The sequence below is a fragment of the Pseudomonas sp. NPDC090752 genome, from assembly GCF_055584805.1.
The window spans coordinates 76,363-98,417 of record NZ_JBVJLI010000017.1 but is presented as its reverse complement, the minus strand read 5'-3'; the positions used below and the strand labels follow the sequence as shown (position 1 = coordinate 98,417).

General features: G+C 62.5%; 14 protein-coding genes. 5 read left to right on the top strand and 9 right to left on the bottom strand.

What is annotated here, in order from left to right:
• Nucleotides 1–236 precede the first annotated feature (236 nt).
• Nucleotides 237–1,655: an amino acid permease gene (locus ACZ6YA_RS20985; protein ID WP_465899064.1), complete on the top strand. Its 1,419-nt coding sequence runs from the start codon at nt 237–239 to the stop codon at nt 1,653–1,655.
• Between the two features lie 143 nt (nt 1,656–1,798).
• The gene (locus ACZ6YA_RS20980) at nt 1,799–2,182 is read left to right on the top strand and encodes a GtrA family protein (protein WP_465899062.1); all 384 of its coding nucleotides are present in this window, start codon (nt 1,799–1,801) and stop codon (nt 2,180–2,182) included.
• A 13-nt stretch (nt 2,183–2,195) separates the two neighbouring features.
• On the opposite strand, the gene ACZ6YA_RS20975 is transcribed toward ACZ6YA_RS20980, so the two are convergent.
• Both ACZ6YA_RS20975 and ACZ6YA_RS20970 read right to left on the bottom strand, forming a co-directional pair.
• A complete protein-coding gene (locus ACZ6YA_RS20975) occupies nt 2,196–3,806 on the bottom strand; it encodes an FMN-binding glutamate synthase family protein (RefSeq protein WP_465899060.1) in 1,611 nt (536 codons plus the stop codon).
• Nucleotides 3,807–4,044: 238 nt separating this feature from the next.
• Nucleotides 4,045–8,325 carry a DEAD/DEAH box helicase gene (locus ACZ6YA_RS20970; protein WP_465899058.1) on the bottom strand — a complete coding sequence of 1,427 codons (4,281 nt, stop codon included), beginning with the start codon at nt 8,323–8,325 and terminating at the stop codon, nt 4,045–4,047.
• A 122-nt stretch (nt 8,326–8,447) separates the two neighbouring features.
• On the opposite strand from ACZ6YA_RS20970, the gene ACZ6YA_RS20965 reads away from it, so the two are divergent.
• A complete protein-coding gene (locus tag ACZ6YA_RS20965; protein ID WP_465899056.1) occupies nt 8,448–8,861 on the top strand; it encodes an NUDIX hydrolase in 414 nt (137 codons plus the stop codon).
• Here the strand turns inward: ACZ6YA_RS20965 and metR are convergent.
• Complete coding sequence (gene metR / locus ACZ6YA_RS20960) at nt 8,845–9,762, bottom strand: transcriptional regulator MetR (protein ID WP_400800395.1); 918 nt, start codon at nt 9,760–9,762, stop codon at nt 8,845–8,847. The two genes, ACZ6YA_RS20965 and metR, sit on opposite strands and share 17 nt — an antisense overlap.
• A gap of 197 nt (nt 9,763–9,959) precedes the next feature.
• On the opposite strand from metR, the gene ACZ6YA_RS20955 reads away from it, so the two are divergent.
• On the top strand, nt 9,960–10,955 hold the full coding sequence (locus ACZ6YA_RS20955; protein ID WP_465899055.1) for an alpha/beta fold hydrolase: 996 nt from the start codon (nt 9,960–9,962) through the stop codon (nt 10,953–10,955).
• 146 nt (nt 10,956–11,101) lie between these two features.
• On the opposite strand, the gene aauR is transcribed toward ACZ6YA_RS20955, so the two are convergent.
• The 6 genes from aauR to ACZ6YA_RS20925 all read right to left on the bottom strand — a co-directional run bounded on the left by aauR (nt 11,102) and on the right by ACZ6YA_RS20925 (nt 17,613).
• Nucleotides 11,102–12,430 carry a two-component response regulator AauR gene (aauR, locus tag ACZ6YA_RS20950; protein ID WP_465899053.1) on the bottom strand — a complete coding sequence of 443 codons (1,329 nt, stop codon included), beginning with the start codon at nt 12,428–12,430 and terminating at the stop codon, nt 11,102–11,104.
• Nucleotides 12,427–14,331, bottom strand: coding sequence for a two-component sensor histidine kinase AauS (gene aauS / locus ACZ6YA_RS20945; RefSeq protein WP_465899051.1), 1,905 nt, complete (start codon nt 14,329–14,331; stop codon nt 12,427–12,429). The genes aauR and aauS overlap by 4 nt, the downstream gene beginning before the upstream one ends.
• Before the next feature lie 69 nt (nt 14,332–14,400).
• On the bottom strand, nt 14,401–15,135 hold the full coding sequence (locus ACZ6YA_RS20940; RefSeq protein ID WP_012273899.1) for an amino acid ABC transporter ATP-binding protein: 735 nt from the start codon (nt 15,133–15,135) through the stop codon (nt 14,401–14,403).
• Nucleotides 15,132–15,803, bottom strand: coding sequence for an amino acid ABC transporter permease (locus ACZ6YA_RS20935; protein WP_400800407.1), 672 nt, complete (start codon nt 15,801–15,803; stop codon nt 15,132–15,134). The genes ACZ6YA_RS20940 and ACZ6YA_RS20935 overlap by 4 nt, the downstream gene beginning before the upstream one ends.
• On the bottom strand, nt 15,804–16,550 hold the full coding sequence (locus ACZ6YA_RS20930; protein WP_012051388.1) for an amino acid ABC transporter permease: 747 nt from the start codon (nt 16,548–16,550) through the stop codon (nt 15,804–15,806). It abuts the gene before it with no gap.
• A 145-nt stretch (nt 16,551–16,695) separates the two neighbouring features.
• A complete protein-coding gene (locus ACZ6YA_RS20925; RefSeq protein WP_465899049.1) occupies nt 16,696–17,613 on the bottom strand; it encodes a glutamate/aspartate ABC transporter substrate-binding protein in 918 nt (305 codons plus the stop codon).
• Between the two features lie 325 nt (nt 17,614–17,938).
• On the opposite strand from ACZ6YA_RS20925, the gene ACZ6YA_RS20920 reads away from it, so the two are divergent.
• Entirely contained in the window at nt 17,939–22,042 is a 4,104-nt protein-coding gene (locus ACZ6YA_RS20920) for an NEL-type E3 ubiquitin ligase domain-containing protein (protein ID WP_465899047.1), read from the top strand.
• The last annotated feature ends 13 nt before the right edge of the window (nt 22,043–22,055 follow it).

Here is a 22,055-nt window from a genome sequence, read left to right as displayed (position 1 = left end):
GGCCAGACCTGTGGAAGGCACTTCCCCCCCGGATTTCTCGCCAAATTTCTATGTATTTACAGTGAAAAGCCCTACAGCGGGCTTCCTATACTGCTCGACCCCTTCGCCCTGCCGGCCGCTCTAGTCCGGCACACGGGCCGGCCCACAAGGCCAGCCTGGCAAGCCAAGCCTCGCCTATCGGCGGGGTCGGTGCTGCACGAAGGTCAAATCCAATAACAAAATGAGGTTGTATTGCTATGTCAGTCGGCAACCCCCCTGCCCATGGCGAGACCGCACAAGGCGGCCCGCTCAAGCGTGAACTGGGCGAACGGCACATCCGCCTGATGGCGCTGGGCGCCTGTATCGGTGTCGGTCTTTTCCTTGGTTCGGCCAAAGCCATTGAAATGGCCGGCCCCGCGATCATGCTTTCTTACATTATCGGTGGCCTGGCGATCCTGGTGATCATGCGCGCCCTCGGCGAGATGGCCGTGCACAACCCGGTCGCTGGCTCGTTCAGCCGTTATGCCCAGGACTACCTGGGCCCGTTGGCGGGTTTTCTCACCGGGTGGAACTACTGGTTCCTGTGGCTGGTGACCTGCGTCGCGGAAATTACCGCGGTGGCCATCTACATGGGCATCTGGTTCCCCGACGTGCCGCGTTGGATCTGGGCCTTGGCGGCACTGGCCAGCATGGGTGCGGTCAACCTGGCTGCGGTCAAGGCGTTTGGCGAGTTCGAGTTCTGGTTCGCCCTGATCAAGATCGTCACTATCATCGCCATGGTGCTGGGCGGCATTGGCATCATTGCCTTCGGCTTCGGTAACGACGGCGTGGCGCTCGGTATCTCCAACCTGTGGAGCAACGGCGGCTTCATGCCCAATGGCGTGACGGGCGTATTGATGTCGCTGCAGATGGTCATGTTCGCCTACCTGGGCGTAGAAATGATCGGCCTCACCGCCGGCGAAGCCCGTAACCCGCAGAAAACCATTCCGCAGGCTATTGGCTCGGTGTTCTGGCGCATCCTGCTGTTCTACGTCGGCGCCCTGTTCGTGATCCTGTCGATCTACCCGTGGAACGAAATCGGCAGCCAGGGCAGCCCCTTCGTCATGACCTTCGAGCGCCTGGGGATCAAGACCGCTGCCGGCATCATCAACTTCGTGGTCATCACCGCAGCCCTGTCGTCCTGCAACGGCGGTATCTTCAGCACCGGGCGCATGCTCTACAGCCTGGCGCAGAATGGCCAGGCGCCAGCCATGTTCGCCCGCACCTCGAAAAGCGGCGTGCCGCGCAATGCGCTGCTGCTGTCGATCGGTGCCTTGCTGCTGGGGGTGCTGGCGAACTACCTGGTACCGGAGAAGGTATTCGTCTGGGTGACCTCGATCGCCACCTTTGGTGCGATCTGGACCTGGGTGATGATCCTGCTGGCGCAGATCAGGTTCCGCGCCGGGCTTTCGACAGCCGAGAGCAAGGCTCTGAAATACCGCATGTGGCTTTGGCCTCTGAGCTCCTACCTGGCATTGTCCTTCCTTGTGTTGGTGGTGGGTCTGATGGCGTATTTCGAGGATACCCGCGTGGCGCTGTATATCGGCCCGGCGTTCCTGGTGCTGCTGACGGCGCTGTATTACACCTTCCGGCTGGCGCCCAAGCAGGCGCAGGGCATCGCCAGCCCTGCGTCCTGATGGACTGGTAGGGCCGCCTTCGAGCGGCCCGTTTGGCAAACCCTGGGTAGCGCTAGGCGTCAACTGGCATTTTTGCCAGTAGTACAGCTTCCGTTTCCTGCTTAACGTGCTGTTCAGGCCTGGCAAGAAAGGCATGAACGATCATGCAAATAAGAGCTCCGGGGTTCTTCAAGTACCTGCTTGTCGGTGTTTTCAATACCATCATCCACATCGCCACCTTCACAGCGATGCAACTGTTGGGCAATACGGATCAGGCAATCAGCAACCTCACCGCTTTCTTCGTGGCCCTGTGTTTCTCGTTTCTGGCCAATTCCCGTCACCTTTTCAGAGTACCTACCTCACGCTTGCGCTACCTGGTGTTCGTGGCGGGTATGGGCGGCCTCAGCCTTGCGCTGGGGACTCTCGCCGATAGTCAGGGGTGGCGACCGCTTATCACGGTCGCGTTGTACTCGGCCTTGAGCCTGCAGATGGGCCTGCTGCTGTCGAGTTGGCTCTTCCCGGTGCGACGCAAGTGGCTGTTTCGCTGACGGCCTGGCGGGATCAGGCCGCTTGCGGTTCGAAACTGTCTGCCCGCGCCATCTGCCACATCCGCGAATAGAACTGCCCATCCACCTCGCCGGTGAGCAATTCGCCCGGTTTGAGGAACACGTGCATCTGCGAAAACAGCTTGATCTCGGTAGCCGAGACGCGTCGCACCAGGTGCTTGGCCTCCAGTTGTGCCGGATGCTCCAGGCCCGCAGCTGCCAGCATTTCGGCGAGTGCGCGCAGGGTGTTGTGGTGGAAGTTCAGCACCCGTTGGGCTTTGTCGGGCACCACCAACGCACGCTGACGCAATGGGTCCTGAGTGGCGACGCCGGTCGGGCACTTGTTGGTGTGGCAACTTTGCGATTGGATGCAGCCAATGGCGAACATGAAGCCGCGCGCCGAGTTGGCCCAGTCGGCGCCGATGGCCAGCACGCTGGCGATGTCGAAAGCGCTGACGATCTTGCCGCTGGCGCCTAGCTTGATCTTGTCGCGCAGGTTCAGGCCGACCAGGGTGTTGTGCACGAACAGCAGCCCTTCACGCAGCGGTACGCCGATGTGGTCGGTGAACTCCACCGGCGCCGCGCCGGTGCCGCCTTCCTTGCCGTCGACGACGATGAAGTCGGGCAGAATGCCGGTTTCCAGCATGGCCTTGGCAATGCCCATGAATTCCCATGGGTGGCCCAGGCAGAACTTGAAGCCCACCGGCTTGCCGCCGGACAGCTCACGCAGCTGGGCGATGAACTGCATCATCTCGATGGGCGTGCAGAAGGCGCTGTGGCGCGACGGCGAGATGCAGTCTTCACCCATGAGGATGCCGCGGGTCTCGGCAATCTCCTGGGTGACCTTGTGCTTGGGCAGGATGCCGCCGTGGCCGGGCTTGGCGCCTTGGCTCATCTTGATTTCGATCATCCGCACCTGCGGGCTGCGCGCCTGGGCGGCGAAGCGTTCGGGGTCGAAGCGCCCGTCTGCCGTGCGGCAACCGAAGTAGCCGCTGCCCAATTCCCACACCAGGTCGCCACCGTGCTCGCGGTGATAGGGGCTGATGCTGCCTTCGCCGGTGTCATGGTGGAAATTGCCCAGCTTGGCACCCTGGTTGAGGGCGCGAATGGCATTGGCGCTGAGCGAGCCGAAGCTCATGGCGGAAATGTTGAAGATCGACGCCGAATACGGCTGGCTGCACTGCGGCCCACCGACGATGATGCGAAAGCTTGCCGGGTCGGCCAGCGGCGCGGGGCGCATGGAGTGGCCGATGAATTCGAAACCGGACTCGTACACGTCGATCAGCGTGCCGAAAGGTTTGTCCGAAGCTTCGTTCTTGGCTCGCGCATACACCAGCGAACGCTGGGCGCGGGAGAAGGGCAGGGCGTCGCTGTCGGCCTCCAGCAGGTACTGGCGGATCTCGGGGCGGATGCCCTCGACCAGGTAGCGGATGTTGCCGAGGATCGGGTAGTTGCGGCGCACCGCGTGGCGCTGCTGCAGCAGGTCGAACAGGCCGATCAGGCTGAGCACTGCGGTGGTCAGGGTGAACGGCCACAGCCATTCGTGATGGAGGAACGGCAGGCTCGCCAGGGTGAACAGCACACAAGCGGCAAACACTGCGTAGCGACTGAGAAGTGACAGGCTCATACGGGGTCCTTACGATGGCGCGGTCAGGCTCAGGGCCTGGGGGCAAACCCCGACCATAGCCCGGTTGCGCGGCGCTGAAAATGAAATTCGGGGTATCGAAAATCATTCTCAGAGCCAGCGAGGAATGCGCATCTGTGCTGTGGGAGCGGCTTTAGCCGCGAAGCAAACGACGCGGTAGATGGCACCGGCTTTGCCGGTGTTCGCGGCTGAAGCCGCTCCTACGGGGCTAAGAGTGGCTTCAGAACGTGTCGCGCAGAAGCTTTTGTCGCCAAGCTTGCTGATCTTCGAGCGGAGCCTCGGTCAAGAACGCGTAGTGCCCGGCTATCCGCACCGCCACCGGTAGACCGTCGCGGTACAGCAAGCGGTTGCCGCTGACTGCCGGTACCTTTGCCCCAGGCAGCAATGACCCGATCAGGTTCAGCGGGTCGCTGGCGCTGACCACCACCAGCGTGCCATCCAGTTCGCAACGCCGCACCTGCCGTAACAAACCGACCGCCTCCGGCAAGGCGAACTGCTCCCCGGCCAACCCGGCAATAAAGCGCCCGCCCCGAATCTCACCACGCGCCTCCAGCCGGTGGTAGCAGCGCAGCAGGTCGCGCCAGGGCGGCAGCACATCGCTTTCCCGCTCCAGAAGCCGCCAGCAGATCACCCCATAGCGCCGCAACAGGCTGCGGGCGATGTGGTCCAGGCGCTGGCTTTCGTCCACGGCGGTAGCGCCCCTGCGTAACAACGCCCAGCGCCCTGCATGGGCCATGCTGCTGGAGAATGGTGGGTGGCCGCGCCTGCTGTTGCGCGATGAGCGTTTCGCGGCTGGCGTAATCAGGCTACGTAAACCGGTGAAACTGTCAGCACCGACCAGGCCGGCGCCGACCAGCGCCTGCAATGCCGTTTCCAGCTCGCTTGGCAACAGATGGGCTTCGTGCGTCAGTTCGTCGAAGAACAGCGCCCCTTGCGCTTGCAGTACCTCATGCACGCGTTGCACACGGGGGCCCAGTTCATCTCGCGTCGGTGCAGGTGCCAGGCTACGCCAGAGCGCCAGATGCTCACGCGGCAGCAGCACCAGCGGCGTGCTCGCCAAGGTGGTGCTGGCAACCGTATTCGCCAGGCGGCTCCAGGCAAACTGTCCACTGCGGCAGGCCTCGTCGAGCCAGTGCGGGCTGTAATCCTTGATTCGCGCTGGCAGCAGTTCCGCTTCCCAGGCACCGGCAGCCACGGGGAAACCTTGCAACTGCTCAAGTACTTCAGCCACCGCCTGCGGCCCGCGCAAGCGTTCGTCGGTTGCAAGGTGCTGCCAGTCGAACAGAAAACGCATGAAGTCCTGCAGGCTGACCGGCTCGATTTCCCGGCGCAGGCGTTTCACGGTGTAGCGATGAATGCGCGCCAGCAGGTGGCGCTCGCACCATTGTTGTTGAGTTACGCCAGGGGTGAAATGGCCGCGCAGGACATAGCCTTCGGCCTCCAGGCGGGCCAGGGCCTGTTCGACATGTGCTTCGGGCTTGCCGATAGGCGCGGCGATCTGTGTGAGGGACTGCGGACCGTAGCCGCTCAGGCGGGCGCGCAGCAGTTCGATCAGCGCACTGTCAGGGTCGATGGCCTGATCGAAGCCAGCAAGCATGTCGACGGCGGGCTGCAGGCGCGAATGCGGATACAGCGCTTGCAGCAGATTCTGGCGCTCGCGCGCCAACCACAGCTGTTCAGCGGGTAGGCGCAAGGCCCGGCCAGCCTTGACCAGTTGCCTGAGCAGCAAGTCCCAGCTGGGATTGGCCTGGGCTTCGTGTTGGCTGATGGTGCCGAGGCTCATCAAGGCTTCATGCATTTCGTCGACGCTAGTGGGTTGCGGCCAGGCCTCGGCCTCGACGGCGCTGATCGCATCGGCATCCAGCGCGCCCAGGTCATCGCTCCTGTGCACCTCGTTCCAGCGCCGGTTGAGCACCGCCTGCGTGCGACGTTCTTCCAGCGGAGCATCGTCGAGGAATGCGTAGGGCCTGGCATTGAGGATGGCCGATGCCAGCGGAGAAGGTGCGGGCAGGTCGCGGCAAAGCAGGCGTACTTCGCCTTTTTCCATGCACTGCAACAGGGCCAGCCAGCCATCGCTGTCCATCGCTTCGTGCAGGCAATCGTCGAGGGTTTGTTCGACCAGCGGGTGATCAGGAATCTGCCGTTCACCGGCGATATTTTCCAGGCAGGCGATCTGGTCGGGGAACACAGCGGCGATCAGGTCCTCGCTTTTCATGCGCTGTATCTGCGGCGCGACCTTGCGCCCCCCCACAAAACGCGGCAGTGCCATCGCCACGGCCGCGTTCCAGCGCCAGCGCACGCCGAACAAGGGGGCGTCGAGCAGGGCCTGGATCAAGACCTGCTCGGCGTTGCGGCTGGACAGGTAGCGCCAGACTTCATCGAGCTCGAAGCTGTGGCTTGTGGACAGCGATAGCACGATGGCGTCTTCGCTGGCCGCCGCCTGCAATTCGAAATTGAACGTGCGGCAGAAACGTTTGCGCAGGGCCAGGCCCCAGGCGCGGTTGATGCGGCTGCCGAAGGTTGAATGGATGATCAGCTGGGTGCCCCCGGACTCATCGAAGAATCGCTCCATCAACAGGGTCTGCTGCGAGGGCAGGGCACCGAGGACTTCGCGGGTGCGCCCCAGGTAATCGAGCAGTTGGTGGGCGCAGGCCTCGTCCAGCGCATAGGCGCTATGCAGCCATGCCAGCACCGGGGCGAATTCGCCGTTGCTCAGCCCCAGTTGTTCATCGAGGCGGGCTTGCAGGCGCGCCACTGCAGCCGACAACTCGTCACTGCGCCCCGGCGCCTCACCCAGCCAGAACGGAATGGTCGGTGGCAGCCCATGGGCGTCCTCGACCCGAACCCGGCCGGCCTCGACCCGCACGATGCGATAAGAGGCGTTGCCCAGCTGGAAGATATCGCCGGCGATGCTTTCCACCGCAAAGTCTTCATTGACGCTGCCGATGTTGAGCGCCTGCGGCTCCAGGAGCACGGCATAGTCGGCCGTTTCCGGAATGGTGCCGCCACTGGTAAGGGCGGTCAGTTGGCTGCCCCGTCGGCCGCGCAACGTACCGCTGACCGCATCGCGGTGCAGGTAGGCGCTGCGCACGCCCTGGCGGCCGTTGTAGCCTTCGGCGAGCATGCGCAGCAATGCCTGGTAATGCTCGATGTCGAGATCGGCGTAGGGCGTTGCCTGCCGCAGGCAGTCGAACAGCGCCTGTTCCTGCCAAGGCTGGTTGCTGGTTTCGGCGACGATCTGCTGCGCGAGCACGTCCAGCGGGGCCTTGGGAATCTGCAACTGGTCGAGCTCGCCCTGGCGCACGCAGTCGAGCAGGGCGGCGCACTCGATCAGGTCATCGCGTGAGGTCGGGAACAGGCGCCCTTTGGGGATGCCGTCGACCTGGTGACCCGAGCGGCCGACCCGCTGCAGGAAGGCGGCAATCGAACCGGGTGAGGCGATCTGGCATACCAGGTCGACATCGCCGATATCGATGCCCAGCTCCAGCGACGCCGTGGCCACCAGTACCTGCAGCTGGCCATTCTTCAGGCGCTGCTCGGCGTCCAGGCGCAACTCTTTGGCCAGGCTGCCGTGATGCGCGGCCACGGCCTCCTTGCCCAGTCGATCGCTTAGGTGGCGGGTGAGCCGTTCGGCCAGGCGCCGGGTGTTGACGAAGACCAAGGTCGTGCGGTGTTCGCGGGCCAGGGCTGCCAGGCGGTCGTAGACCAGGTTCCACACGTCCGTTGCCATCACCGCGCCCAGGGGCACTGGCGGCACTTCGAGGGCCAGGTCGCGCTGGCGTGCGTGGCCGATATCGACGATGGCGCAAGGACGCCGGTGGCCGACCAGAAACTGCGCCACACGCTCCACAGGTCGCTGGGTAGCGGACAGACCGATGCGGCGCAACGGCCGCCCGGCGAGCACCTGCAGACGCTCGAGCGTCAGCGCCAGATGCGCACCGCGCTTGTTGCCGGCCAAGGCATGGATTTCATCGACGATCACCGTGTGCACGCCGGTCAAGCCCGCGCGCCCCGAGGCCGAACCCATCAGCACATAGAGCGACTCCGGCGTGGTCACCAGAATATGCGGCGCCCGTTTACGCATGGCTGCGCGTTCTTTCTGCGGCGTATCCCCGGTGCGCACGGCCGTGCTGATGCGCGGCGCCTTGAGGCCCTGGGCTTCGAGTGCCTGGCTGATGCCTTCGAGCGGCGCCTGCAGGTTCAGGCGAATGTCGTTGGATAGAGCCTTGAGCGGAGAGACGTAAACGACCTGAGTCTGCACGGGCAATTCACCGCCCTGTTCGAGACCTTGTCGAAACAGCTCGTCGAGCACCGCGAGAAACGCGCTCAAAGTCTTGCCAGAACCGGTCGGCGCGGCCAGCAGCATCGATTGACGGGCATGGATCAAGGGCCAGGCACGCGCCTGGGCGTCGGTGACCGTGGCGAAATGGCGACGGAACCAGGTGCCGACGGCGGGATGGAACAGTTCCAGCACCGGGTGCTGATGGGCGGGCAGGTTCATGTGTTGGTTATGGCGGCTGACTGGCGGCTTGGCAAGTGGCCGTTCGTCTGCCAGCAGGTCGGTTGCCTGGAATACCTCATCATGTGATCCTTGCCCGCCCCGAACCGCCCGAGAATACCCGCATGCCTGACACCATCCGTATCGCCGCCGCCCTGTTGATCGACCCGCAAGGCCGCACCCTGCTGGTGCGCAAGCGCGGTACCCAGGCGTTCATGCAGCCAGGCGGCAAGATCGATGCCGGTGAGTCGCCGGTAGAGGCACTGGTACGTGAGCTGCACGAGGAGCTAGGCCTGCGCATCGACCCGGCCCAGGCCGTGCACCTGGGGCGCTTCAGCGCGCCGGCGGCCAACGAGCCTGGCTTTGAAGTGCAGGCTGAGTTGTACCGTGTCGACAGCGCCGAGGCCGTGGTTCCGGCGGCAGAAATCGAGGAAGTGGTGTGGCTGGCAGCTGACGAGGCGCCAGTGTTGGAGCTGGCGCCACTGACCCGCGATTTGATCCTGCCGCTGTACCGTCAGGCCGTCAGCGTACTGCGCTGACTCCATCAAGGGTGGCGAACGACGTGTCCTTGGCGGTCAGCAGGAAGTCGCGCATGTACGGCGCATCGAGCATGTCGGTGCGCACGGCCGCATAGAGCGTGGCGAACAGGCCTTTCTCGCCCAGGCGCTTGCCCTTCACGTAACCGCGTGAACTGTACTCGTGCAGCGCCCAGTGCGGCATGCCGCACACACCGCGGCCGCTGGCCACCAGTTGCATCATCATCACCGTCAGCTCCGACGTGCGCACGGCGGCCGGTTCGATGTCGGCCGGCTCCAGGAAGCGGGTGAAGATATCCAGCCGGTCGCGTTCCACCGGGTAGGTGATCAGCGTCTGGTCCAGTAGATCCTGAGGCACCATATAGGGCTTGCTGGCCAGCGGATGCTGATTGGCCACGGCGAGCATGGCTTCATAGGTGAACAGTGGCACATAGGTGATGCCGGCCAGATCGAGGGGGTCGGAGGTGACCACCAGATCCAGGTCACCACGGGCCAAGGCAGGGAGCGGGGCAAAGGCGAAGCCCGAGGCCAGGTCCAGCTCCACCTCAGGCCAGGCATCGCGGAACTGGTCGATGGTCGGCATCAGCCATTGGAAGCAGCTGTGGCATTCGATGGCCATGTGCAGGCGCCCGGCGGTACCACCGGCCAGGCGCGCGATGTCACGCTCGGCACCGCGCAGCAGCGGCAGGGTGGCATCGGCCAGTTGCAGCAGGCGCAGGCCGGCGCTGGTGAAACGGATCGGTTTGCTCTTGCGCACGAACAGCGGCAGGCCCAGGCGTTCTTCCAGCTCCTTGAATTGGTGCGACAGCGCCGATTGGGTCAGGTGCAGACGCTCTGCGGCTTCCACCAGGCTGTCGGCCTCACGTAGGGCATGAAGGGTTTTCAGGTGGCGCATCTCCAGCACGGCTGACTCCGAGAGATAATTTTCTAGTAAGCAGGGAATGAGTTGAGTTTCTCTCATGTTGCCGGTGCTGTCGACTGGACCTTGTGCCACACCGCTCGGCAGGGTTCATCAAACTGTCACCGAACTGTGGCAGCGCGATAGAATGAAATTCATCAGACTCGCGCTCTACTGGGGATCTGCATTCTGGTGTTTCTTTCATGCGGGCTTTTTTGCTGTTTTTCTGCTTACTTGTCAGCGTTCCGGCGACGTTCGCCGATCAGCGTTGTGATGCTCATGTACCGGTTCAACGGGCTGAGCTGGGTGACCTGAGCCTGGTGTACCAGAGCGTCGGTGCGCCCCGCGACCCGGCGTTGTTGCTGGTCATGGGCCTGGGTGGGCAACTGATCCATTGGCCGGACGATGTGGTCGAGGCCTTATGCCGGCAGGGTTTCCGGGTCATTCGCTATGATAATCGCGATGTCGGCCTTTCACGTTGGAATCAACTGCCACCTTCGGCCAACCTGACGGTCGAGCTACTGCGCTACAAGCTGGGGTTTCCAGTTGCAGCGCCCTACACCCTGACCGACATGGCGGGAGATGGGCTGGGCCTGATGGATTCATTGGGCATACGGCAATTTCACGTATTGGGTGTCAGCATGGGCGGCATGATCGCCCAGCACATGGCGGCGATGGCGCCGGAGCGGGTGCGCAGCCTGACGCTGGTGATGTCCAGTTCTGGCGCAGCAGGCCTGCCGGCGCCGGCCCCTGCCCTGGTGCAACTGTTGGCCCGTCGCAGCGCACCGAATCGGGAAGTGGCCATCGAGCAGCAGGCCGACTTGCTGGCGGCTTTAGGCAGCCCGGAGGTGCGCGATGATCGGGCTGCACTGTTACAGCAGGCTGCGCTGGCGTATGACCGAGCGTTCAATCCCGATGGCGCCAAACGCCAGATCATGGCGATCCTCGCCGAACCAAGCCGGGTAGCGCTGCTAAACCAGTTACGCGTGCCGACCCTGGTGGTGCATGGCACGGCCGATCCGTTGCTGCCGGTGATGCATGGGGTGCACTTGGCGGCGCATATTCAAGGAAGCCAGTTGCGGCTGATTCCGGGGCTGGCGCATCGTTTCCAGGAGGAATTCAAGGCGCCTTTGCTGGGGGCGGTGCTGCCCTACCTGCAGTCGCATCGGCAGGATGTCACGCATATAGCTGGTCTTTGAACACACCTGTGGGAGCGGCTTCTGCCGCGAAGCAGGCACCGCGCTGGATGGCACGGGCTTCGCACGTGTTCGCGGGACAAGCCCGCTCCCACAGGGATCGCGCAGCTTTCTATGTTTTGTGGAAGGCAGTTGTTCCCACGGGGATCTCAGCCAAGCCCGTACTTCTTCACCTTGTCGAACAGCGTGGTCTTGGCCATGCCCAGCTCCTGGCTGGCCTGGCTGAGGTTGCCGCCAGTGCGCTGCAGGGCATCGCTGAGCAGGTTGCGCTCGAAGGCTTCAACCGCCTCGGCGAAGCCCAGGCCCTGGCTGGCGCCACCGCTCGGGCCTTTCTTGAAGGCGGGTAAACCCAAGGCATAACGCTCGGCCACGTTGCGCAACTCACGCACGTTGCCCGGCCAATCGTGGGCCATCAGGCGCGACAAGGTCTGGCTGTCGAGCGTCGGCGTCTCGCGGTCGAAGCGCAGCGCCGACTGCTGCAGGAAATGCTCGAACAGCTGCAGGATATCTTCGCGGCGCTCGCGCAGCGGCGGCAATTCCAGGGTCACAACGTTCAGGCGATAGTACAGGTCGCTACGGAACTGCCCGCTCTGGCCGAGGGCATCGAGGTCGGCCTTGGTTGCGGCGATCACCCGGCAATCGACCGCAATGCTCTGGTTCGAGCCCAGACGCTCCAGGGTGCGCTCCTGCAGTACCCGCAGCAGTTTGATCTGCAGGTTGATCGGCATGCTCTCGACCTCGTCGAGGAACAGCGTGCCGCCGTTGGCGTGTTCGATCTTGCCGATGCGGCGCTTGCCCGCGCCGGTGAAGGCGTTGGCTTCGTGGCCGAAGATCTCGCTTTCAAAGAGGTTTTCCGGCAGGCCGCCGCAGTTCAGCGCGACGAAGGGTTGGCCCTGCCGGCGGCTGAAGTCGTGCAGGCATCGGGCAACCAGTTCTTTGCCGGTACCGGTCTCGCCTTCGATCAGCACGTTGGCCGAAGTGTCGGCGACGTTGGCGATCAGTTCCCGCAAATGTTCCATCGCGGGCGAGCGGCCAATGATGCGGCCCTCCAGGCTGCTCTGTTCGACCAACTGGCGGCGCAGGGCCACCACCTCACGCGACAGCCCGCGCTGCTCAAGGGCGCGGCGTACGACGTCGACCAGGCGTTCCGGCGAAAAAGGCTTCTCCATGAAGTCGTAAGCGCCGTTGCGCATGGCACCGACCGCCATGTCGATGTCGCCATGGCCGGTGATCAGCACCACCGGCAGGCTGCGATCACGCGCCTTGAGGCGGTTGAGCAGTTCCAGGCCGTCGATGCCGGGCAGGCGGATGTCGCTGACGACAATGCCGGCGAAGTCATCACCAATGCGTTCCAGGGCCTGCTCAGCACTGCCGACACCCTCACAGGCGATGTCTTCAAGGGCCAGCGCCTGTTGGCAGCCGAGCAGCACATGCGGGTCGTCTTCGACGATCAAGACAGTAAGTGGCGCTTGGTTCATGGGTGCTCTGCCGATTCGTTAGGAGGGGAGACCAGCGGCAGGGCGAGGACGAAGGCCGTCCCGCCGCTGACCGGGTGCTCGACGTTGAGGCTGCCCTTGGCGGCGGCGGCAAGGCTCGCCGACAGGGTCAGGCCCAGGCCCAGGCCGTGCTCGCCCGGTTTTGTGGTGAAGAAAGGTTCGAACAGATGCTTGCGCGCCTCGGCATCGATGCCGTGGCCATTATCGCGTACTCGCAGGCGATACTTGTCACCTTGCAGCTCGCCCTCCAGCCACAGTTCAGGCAGTGGCACGGTGGACATGGCGTCGAGGGCGTTGCCGATCAGGTTGACCAGAATCTGCTCAAGGCGGGTCTGGTCGATGGCCAGCTGCTGGTCATCGAACTGGCTGTGCAGCTTCAGGTGGCAACCGCTGATGCGGTTGGCCAGCACCTGCAAGCTGGCCTCCACGGCCTTGGCCAGCGAAGCCTGACCGCTGTCGTCGCCACGCCGGGCGAACGAGCGCAGGCTGGCGGTGATGCGGCCCATGCGGTCGATCAGGTCGTTCATGGTGCGCAGGTTGGTGCTGGCGGTTTCCAGTGCGCCGCGTTCGAGGAAACGCACGGTGTTGCCGGACAAGGTACGCAGCGCCGCCAACGGTTGGTTGAGTTCGTGGGCAATGCTGGTGGACATCTGCCCAATGGCCGCCAGCTTGCCGGCCTGCACCAGTTCGTCCTGGGCATGACGCAAGGTCTGCTCGGCGTGGCGGCGCTCGCGGATCTGCCCCTTGAGGCGTTCGTTGCTGGCGCGCAGGTCGGCGGTACGGTCGGCGATGCGCCGCTCCAGCTGGCTGTTAGCCTCTTCCAGCGCCTCGCGGGCAGCCAGGCGGGTGGCAATTACCTTGCGCCGCTCGTTCCAGGCGATGGCGAGAATCGCCAGCAGGGCGAACGCCACGCCGACCAGGATGCCTTGCACCATCGATTCGCGACGCAGGTCCTGCAAGGGGGTGAGCAGGGTGAAATGCCACGGGGTATCGACCAGGCGCCGGGTCTGCGCCAGGTAAGCCACTTCGTGGGCCTTGCCGTGGGCGGTTTCGCTATTGGCCGGGAAGGTCAGTTTCTCTACCCCATCGGCCAGCGTCTCGCGGGCCAGCGGCTCCAGTTCGTTGAGCGGCCACCAGTAATACTGCAGGCTGCGCGCCAGGCGTTCCTTGATTTGCGGGGTCAGCGGGCGCACCGATTTCAGCCGTCGCGCCGGGTCGCTGGAAAGGATGATGATGCCATTTTCGTCGCTGACGAAGGCTTCCAGACGGGCGCGCTGCCAGCGCTCCTCCAGGGTGTCGAGACGCACCTTGATCACCGCCACGCCAATGATCTTGCCATGCTCTTCCAGGCCATGGGCCAGGTAGTAGCCCGCTTCGCCGGTGGTGCTGCCGATGCCGTAGAAGCGGCCCGGCTCGCCGCGCACGGCGGTCTGGAAGTAGGCGCGGAACGACAGGTCTTCACCGAGGAACGAATCGGCATCGCGCCAGTTGCTGGTGGCCTGCACGCGACCATTGGTATCGAGGACGAAGATCGCCCGGCTGCGGCTGCGGCGGTTCAGGCCTTCGAGGTATTCGTTGACGGCCTGGCGGGGGCCGCCGTCGGGGTCGGTCAGTAGTTGCGAGACGCTGTCTTCCAGCTCCAGCAGACTGGGCAAATAGGTGTACTTGCTGATTTCGCTCTCAACCGTGCGCGCGTGCAATTCAAGTGCGCGCTCGCCGTTTTCGCTGAGGGTGCGGATGCCGTTGCTTTCGCTGATCAGGTAGCCAGCCATGCCTAAGCCGACCATCAACAGGATGATCAGGGGCGGCAACAGCAATTGGCGGATCAGGCGGGATTTCACGGCAGGCTTGGCAGGGAGAAGTAGCGAGGGGTCGCATTTCATCACAGTGGCCTTGTCACGACCAGCATCCGCTGCCCGGAGGAACCCGGAGCAGCGGAAACGTTGGCCGTCTTAGTGTTGCAGGATCTTGCTGAGGAAGTGCTGGGTGCGTTGGTCGCGGGCACTTTGGTCACCGAAGAACTCTTCCTTGGTGCAGTCCTCGATGATGCTGCCCTTGTCCATGAAAATGACCCGGTTGGCGACCTTGCGCGCGAAGCCCATCTCGTGGGTCACGCACATCATGGTCATCCCTTCGTGGGCCAGTTGCACCATCACGTCCAGTACTTCGCTGACCATTTCCGGGTCCAGTGCCGAGGTCGGTTCGTCGAACAGCATGACGATCGGGTCCATGGCCAGCGCGCGAGCAATCGCCACGCGCTGCTGCTGGCCACCGGAGAGCTGGCCAGGGTGTTTCTTGGCGTGGGCACTGAGGCCGACGCGATCGAGCAGGGCCAGGCCCTTCTTGGTGGCTTCCGCCTCGCTGCGGCCGAGTACCTTGCGTTGGGCGATGGTCAGGTTTTCCGTGATGGTCAGGTGCGGGAACAGCTCGAAGTGCTGGAACACCATGCCCACGCGTGAACGCAGCTTCGGCAGGTTGGTCTTCGGGTCGGCGATCGAAGTGCCATCGACCACGATGTCACCCTTCTGGAACGGCTCCAGGGCGTTGACGCACTTGATCAGCGTGGATTTACCCGAGCCCGAAGGTCCGCAGACCACCACCACTTCGCCTTTCTTGACCTCGGTGCTGCAGTCGGTCAGTACCTGGAAGTCGCCGTACCACTTGTTGACGTTCTTGATGGAAATCATACGGTGATCCTTTTTTGCAGGCGCTTGACCAGCCACGAAGCGGAGAAGCTGATGAGGAAGTAGACGACCCCGGCGAAGATCAGGAACTCATGGGAGCGCCCGATGATGTCGCCGTTGGAGCGTGCCGAGTTGAGGAAGTCGACCAGGCCCACGGTGTACACCAGCGAGGTGTCCTGGAACAGGATGATGCTCTGCTGCAGCAGCAGCGGGGTCATCTTGCGGAACGCCTGGGGCAGGATGATCAGGCGCATGGTCTGCGCGTAGTTCATGCCCAGCGCTTGCGCGGCGCCCATCTGGCCCTTGGAGATCGACTGCACCCCAGCACGGACGATTTCGCAGAAGTACGCGGCCTCGAACATCATGAAGGCGACCACGCAGGAGGTGAAGGCACCCACCGGGGTGTCCTCACCGGTGATCCAGCGGAGCACGAACGGCACCGCCAGGTAGAACCAGGTGATCACCAGCAGCAGCGGGATCGAGCGGAAGTAGTTGACGTAGGCGCCAGCCACCCGCGACAGCAGTTTGCTCGACGACAGGCGCATCAGGGCCAGGACAGTACCCAGCGCGATACCGCCAACCACGCCCATGACCATCAGCTTGAGGGTCATGACCATGCCTTCCCAGAGGGCGGGCAGGGCAGGGATGATTTCGCTGAAATCCATTTCCATTTACTTGCCCCCCACGGAAATCAGGCCAGGCACGGCGACTTTCTTCTCGACCATGCGCATGAGCAGCATCAGGCCCATGTTCAGGGTGAAGTAGATCAGCGTGGCCAGGGTGAACGCCTCGAACAGGTTGGCGGAGAACTCGGCGGTCTGTTTGGTTTGCGCGAGCAGTTCCATCAGGCCGATCAGCGAGGCCACCGAAGAGTTCTTGAAGACGTTGAGAAACTCGGAGGTAAGCGGCGGAATGATGATCCGGTACGCCTGCGGCAGCAGTACGTTGTTATAGATTTGCGGCAGGCTGAAACCCATCGCGCGGGCAGCGGCTTCCTGCCCCTTGGGCAGCGCCTGGATGCCGGTACGCACTTGTTCGCAGACCCGTGCGGCGGTGAACAGGCCGAGGCAGATGACCACGCTGATCAAGGCCGACGTGGTCGGGTTGAGGTCTTGCTTGAACCATTCCTGCAGGCCCTCGGGCAGCAAATCCGGTACCAGGAAGTACCAGATGAACAGCTGCACCAGCAGCGGCACGTTGCGGAACAGTTCCACATACGCCGTGGCGATACCCGATACCAAGCGGTTGGGCACGGTACGCATGACGCCGAGGACAGACCCCAGCAACAGCGCGATGATCCAGGCGGTGATGGCGATGGCGATGGTCCAGCCCAGGCCGGTGATGTACCAGTCCAGATAGGTTTCGCTGCCCACGCCGGTGGACTTGAAGAACACGCCCCAGTCCCAGTTGTAATTCATCGGGATTTCCCCTCAGACGGTTGTTTCACGGGCACCTTCGAGCATCCAAGGGCGGCATGCGCCCTCGGATGAAAGGTTAGACACTAATGAGTGGCCTGCAGAATTGATTCGTGCTCGTGAGCACCAGGCCACTATTTGCTGAGGATCAGGACTTCTTCTCGTCCGCGGCCTTGTCGGTCGGCTCGGCGATCAGTTTTTTCAGCTCATCGCTCATCGGGAACTGCAGGTTCAGGCCTTTTGGCGGGATTGGCTGACTGAACCACTTGTCGTAGCTCTTGTTGACCTCGCCCGATTTGAAGTAGGCAACGATGGCCTCGTCGACTGCTTTCTTGAACGCGGCATCTTCCTTGCGCACCATGCAGCCGTAGATCTCGTACGACTGAGGGGTACCGGTGATGACCCAGTCGGACGGCTTGCGTGCCTTGGCCATTTCACCGGCCAGCAGGGCGTCGTCCATCATGAAGGCCACGGCGCGGCCGCTTTCGAGCATGTTGAAGGCTTCACCGTGGTCCTTGGCGGAAATCACGTTCATCTTCATTTGCTTGTCGGCGTTCATCGCCTTGAGGATGCGCTCGGAGGTAGTACCGGCGGTGGTCACCACGTTCTTGCCCGCCAGGTCCGGGAAGTCCTTGTAGGAGGGCTGACCATCCTTGACCTTGGTCAGCAGGCGCGTGCCGACTTCGAAGATGCCGACAGAGAAGCCGACTTGCTGCTGGCGCTCGACGTTGTTGGTGGTGGAGCCGCACTCAAGGTCGACGGTGCCGTTCTGTACCAGCGGGATGCGAGTCTGGGAGGTGACCAGGTTGTACTTGACCTTGATGTCGGTGCCCAGTTGCTTTTTCAGGGCATCAACAACGGCCAGCTGGATGTCGTGGGAGTAGCCCACAGGCTCCGGCTTGCCAGCCAGGTAGGAAAACGGAATGGAGGAGTCGCGGTGCCCCAGGGTAATGGTGCCCGAGTCCTTGATCTTCTTCAGGGTGCCGGTGAGTTCTTCGGCCATGGCTGGCGAAGCGATGACTGCAGCCGCGATGGCGGCGCCCAGCAATTGACGAACGATGCGCATCAAATTTTCCTCGACGTGTTTGTTTTTTTTATGGAGCCGTTGGCGGACTCTTCGTTCAACGAATACCGCAAGAAGCGAGAGCATTCGGCTACCAAGTGTAGAGCATGAGTCGTGCCAAGCCCTGATTCTCATGATAACGGCCTTGAAACCGAGAGGTTCAAAGGTTTTTCAAGAAATGGCGAAGTCACTAATGAACGAATATCCGAACGCGCGTGAACATGGCGTTCGGAAATCCGAATGGATGGGGCGTAGGCACCAGATCTAAGTAACACCCTTTCTGTGAGCAGTCAGGTGAGATGGGGGCTACTTATCACGGAGCCTTGGCATGACTCAATCTGCATTCGATCCAGATTCTATCGATACTTTCATTGCACAACGGTTACCCGCCTGGCTCAGCGCTGGCGACAAGGTCGAACGCCTGGTTTCACTGCATGCGGCGCTGGTCAGGCAAGAAGAAGCGGCGGGCCGCCTGGGCGTGCTCATCCATGGCATTCCAGCGCCCGACGTATTTGCCGAGCCGCTGTTACAGGCGGCGTTGGTGCAGCGGGGTGTGACCAACGCCGACCTGAGGCGTGGCACCTTGCATACCGCACAGCGGGTCCAGGCACCGACTGCCGCACCCAACCTGCCCAGGCAAGAGATCGTGCGCAAATCATCTCGCAGGTTGCTGGCCGCTGCATTGCACAATTTTCATGTGAGCGAAACACGGCCTTCGATCCAGCTCAAAGGCGAGTTGCGCAACGTTGATGGGAGTCTGATTCCAATCAGCTTCAATGCCTTTGCGGGTCTGTGTCGCGAGGTGGATGTGGGAGGGCAGTATCAGGCACTGCTCGCGTCTCGCCTCAGGCCGCTCGACGCGTCGGGTCAGGCCGCCCAGGCGGTGGAGCGACTGTTCGAGGAAAGCCAGTTGGCCCACTTCGAAGTCGCCATGCGCATAGCCGCGCTGAAAGGGATCCTGGACGAGGATAGTTTCCTGTGCGTGTTGCCACTGTTTGCCGAAAAACCGCAGGTCCCGGCACTGCCTGGACAGGTCGATGCCCGGCAGATGTATTTGCTGGGAAAATGCATACGCGGCGTCGTGTCATTGGAAATACGCTCTGACGCCGATGCCCCTTTGCAGGCAGTCATCCTTTGGATTCCGAGCGATCCACACCAGCCTGTGGCCTGTTACGCATCATGGGAGGCGCTCTATACCGCGTTGGCGGTAAGGCTGCGCGACGCGGATTATCGTACCTTTTTTTACCGTTTTCTCAGCGAGCGTGATCGGGTCAGTTTTGCTGGCGCCTTACTCGAACTCGTCGGAAGCACAGCTTCGCCAATGCAGCTCGATGGCCGTCACTTGCCGATTACCACTCACTTGCGCGAGCACTTGCGCGCGCTGCAGATCAACAAGTTGTTCGACGATGCGCGGGTCCTGGCGGTCCCCACCGGGGAAGAAGACGCAGAAGACCGGCGCCGACGCCTAGCGGGCTATACGGAGCTGGGTTTCGGCTTGCTCGGGCTTGCCGCCCTCTTTGTACCGGTGTTGGGGGACGTTTTGCTGGCGGTGATGGGTGTGCAGATTGCCGATGAGATCTATGAGGGGTATGAAAGCTGGGAGCTTGGTGATCGCAAGCAGGCACTGGAGCATGTCATCAACGTGGCACAGACGGTGCTGGTGAATGCCTTGATCGCCAAAGGCAGCTCGATGGCAGTCCAGGTCTTCGATCGTTTCGCGGCCGTGGACAGCCTGACACCCGTGCGGCAAGCATCGGGTGCGCTGCGCTTGACGCAAACCCCCATCCAACCGCAATACATCGAAAGCGAGCGCCAGTTGCTCCGAGGATTTGGTGGGCGACTGGCCGATATCGATGACGAAACCACTGACCACCTGATGACCGTGACGTGCTTTGACGCCAGCGCTTTACGCCGCTTGCTGACGGAGGAAGCACAAGCGCCCGCGAGATTGATCGAGGCCCACGAATTGTATAGCGCTCACCAGCAGCAGCCGCAGTTGCGCGGCGCTGCCCTGGATACGTTGCTACATGATCGCTGGCCGGCGGCAGACTCCGAAGCAACGCTGCTGATGCGCCAGTTTCCCAGGCTTACTTTGGGAGACGCTCGCGAGATACTCGGGCACACCTCCAGTACCGAGCAGCAAAGACTGTTGGACACCAAGCGGCTACCGTTGAGCGTGATGGAGCGCGCGCGTTGGCGAGTCCGCGACAACCGCATCGACCGAGCCTGTGCAGGCTTGCGTTTGGCGCGTGCCGCCAATGTCGATACCGAGCAGCTGGCCCTCGGCCTGCTCGATACACTGGCCCCTTGGCCCGAAGACGTCAGGGTGGAGATACGAGAGGGCAGCCCTTCGGGTGAGCTGCGGGCCTCGTGGGGCTCGGCGCAGGCTGGCGAGGTCACACTGATCCTGCGCACGTCGGCGGGCTACGTGTCGCAATCTGGGGCAGGGGAACCCGTTACTTTACTGGGTAGCCTGATGCAGAGCTTGAGCCCTCCTCAGCGTCTGATCCTGGCCAGTGCAACGCTGGATGAGCACGCACTGGGTGGACGTCTAGCCCGGCTTGCACAGCTGAACCGCGACAATGCCGCCAGCCTGCTGGGCCTAGTGCCGATCGGCCGCGGGTGGCGACCGCCGCGGCGCTTCGGCGATGGTCGTCTTGGCTACGAACTCAGTGGAAGGTCAGAGGGTGGCAGGCAGGCGATCCGGCGAGGGATCCAGCGGATTTACCCAACACTCGACGATGATCAGTTGCAGGCGTATCTGCTGGAGCTCATGCGTCAACGGGTCGGGCTTTGGGAACACTATGCAGAACTGCAGGACCAACTGAGCCGGTTGCGCACGGCGCTCGATGACTGGCGAGGAGGTTGGCAACACCCCCGGGATGCCGCCCGTCGGCAGCGCGTGGCGAACCAATTTCGCAGGAGTTGGCGACGAAAAATCATCAATGATGGCGGTGAGTACGTGCTGGCTATCGAAGGTGAACGCGTGGGCAGCTTGCCCACCTTGCCCCAGGACATCAGCTACGGGCATGTGTTACGGCTGACGCTGCGTGACATGGAGCTGGCTGATATCGACAGTGATTTCCTGTCACGCTTCCCCAATCTGGTGGAGTTGGACCTGACAGGCAATCGGCTTGCCTGGATACCATCAGGGGTCGAGCGCTTGACGCAACTGAGACAACTGCACCTGGGACACAATCAGATCGAAATCAACAGCGCGGGTAACCAGCGTCTGTCGGCATTGCGCAATCTTCGTCTGCTCAACCTGAGCCATAATCCGCTGGGACGCGCGCCGAACCTGTCCAGATTGATATACCTCAGCAATATCAGCCTCAGAGCGACCGGCTTGCGTGATCTCCCGCGCGAACTCCCACAGTGGGCGCGGCTGGACCTTCGTGATAATCAGATCCGCCAGATACAGGATGATCTGGAAACGCTCCGCGGGCGCATCGAGTCCCTGTCACTGCATGACAATCCCTTGGATCAGACGAGTGCAACCTTGCTGGATGAAGCGGCTGGCGTTGTGGTAGCTGGCCAGCGCGGCAGTGCTTCGTATCGACATCGTAGCGTTAATGAGTCGTTGCGTGATCGCTGGATCGGTTCTGAATCCATCCCGCAGCGCAGTCAACTATGGCAGCGGTTGCGTGAAGAGCCGGGTTCCGATGGCTTGTTCCAGTTTCTCGCCGACTTCGCGGGGCAGGCAGATTTCAAGCGATGGCCCATTCATTACCGCAGGCGCGTCTGGGACATCCTCGAATACTGCGAGCAACATGAAAGCATGCGTGTCCGCTTGTTCGAGGAAGCCTCGGGCCCTCGTACTTGCGCGGATCAGTTGCTGCTCATCCTCGATCAGATGGAGGTAAACCTGGCAGCTGAGCGACCACTCGATCAAGTCCCCATGGACCAGCTTGACTCGGCGATCTGGAAACATGGCCGTGGCCTATGGCGCCTGGATCAGGTAAACCAGTTGGCCTTGGAGCACGAACAGGCCCTTCTGCAGCGTGCGACCAACATCGTGGATCCGGTGGAGATCATTCTTTATTTTCGAGTGAATCTGGCCAATGAGCTGGAGCTGCCGGTGCTGACGCGCAAGATGCACTACGCCGTGCACGCGCATGTGTCGCGTGGTGACCTGCAGCGGGTCAAGGCCCAGGTGCTTGCGGTCGAAAATGACGACGTGTTGATGCGGTCTTTGAGTGAACGTCCGTTCTGGAAGCAAGAGGCGTTGCGCCTGGCGCCAAAGCGGTTCGAGGAAATCAATGAGCCGTTCTACAAGCGTCTCGACCAGCTCACTGAGGATACCGCTGCCGGAAAGATCAATGAAGAAACCCTGAGAACGCAAAGCGCGGCGCTGGGTGACGATTTTGAAGCTGCTCAGCAGGCACTGTTGCTGCCGCTGGTGCGGGAGCTCTATCAGCGCCTGCATCCTTGAGGCATTCGCCCTG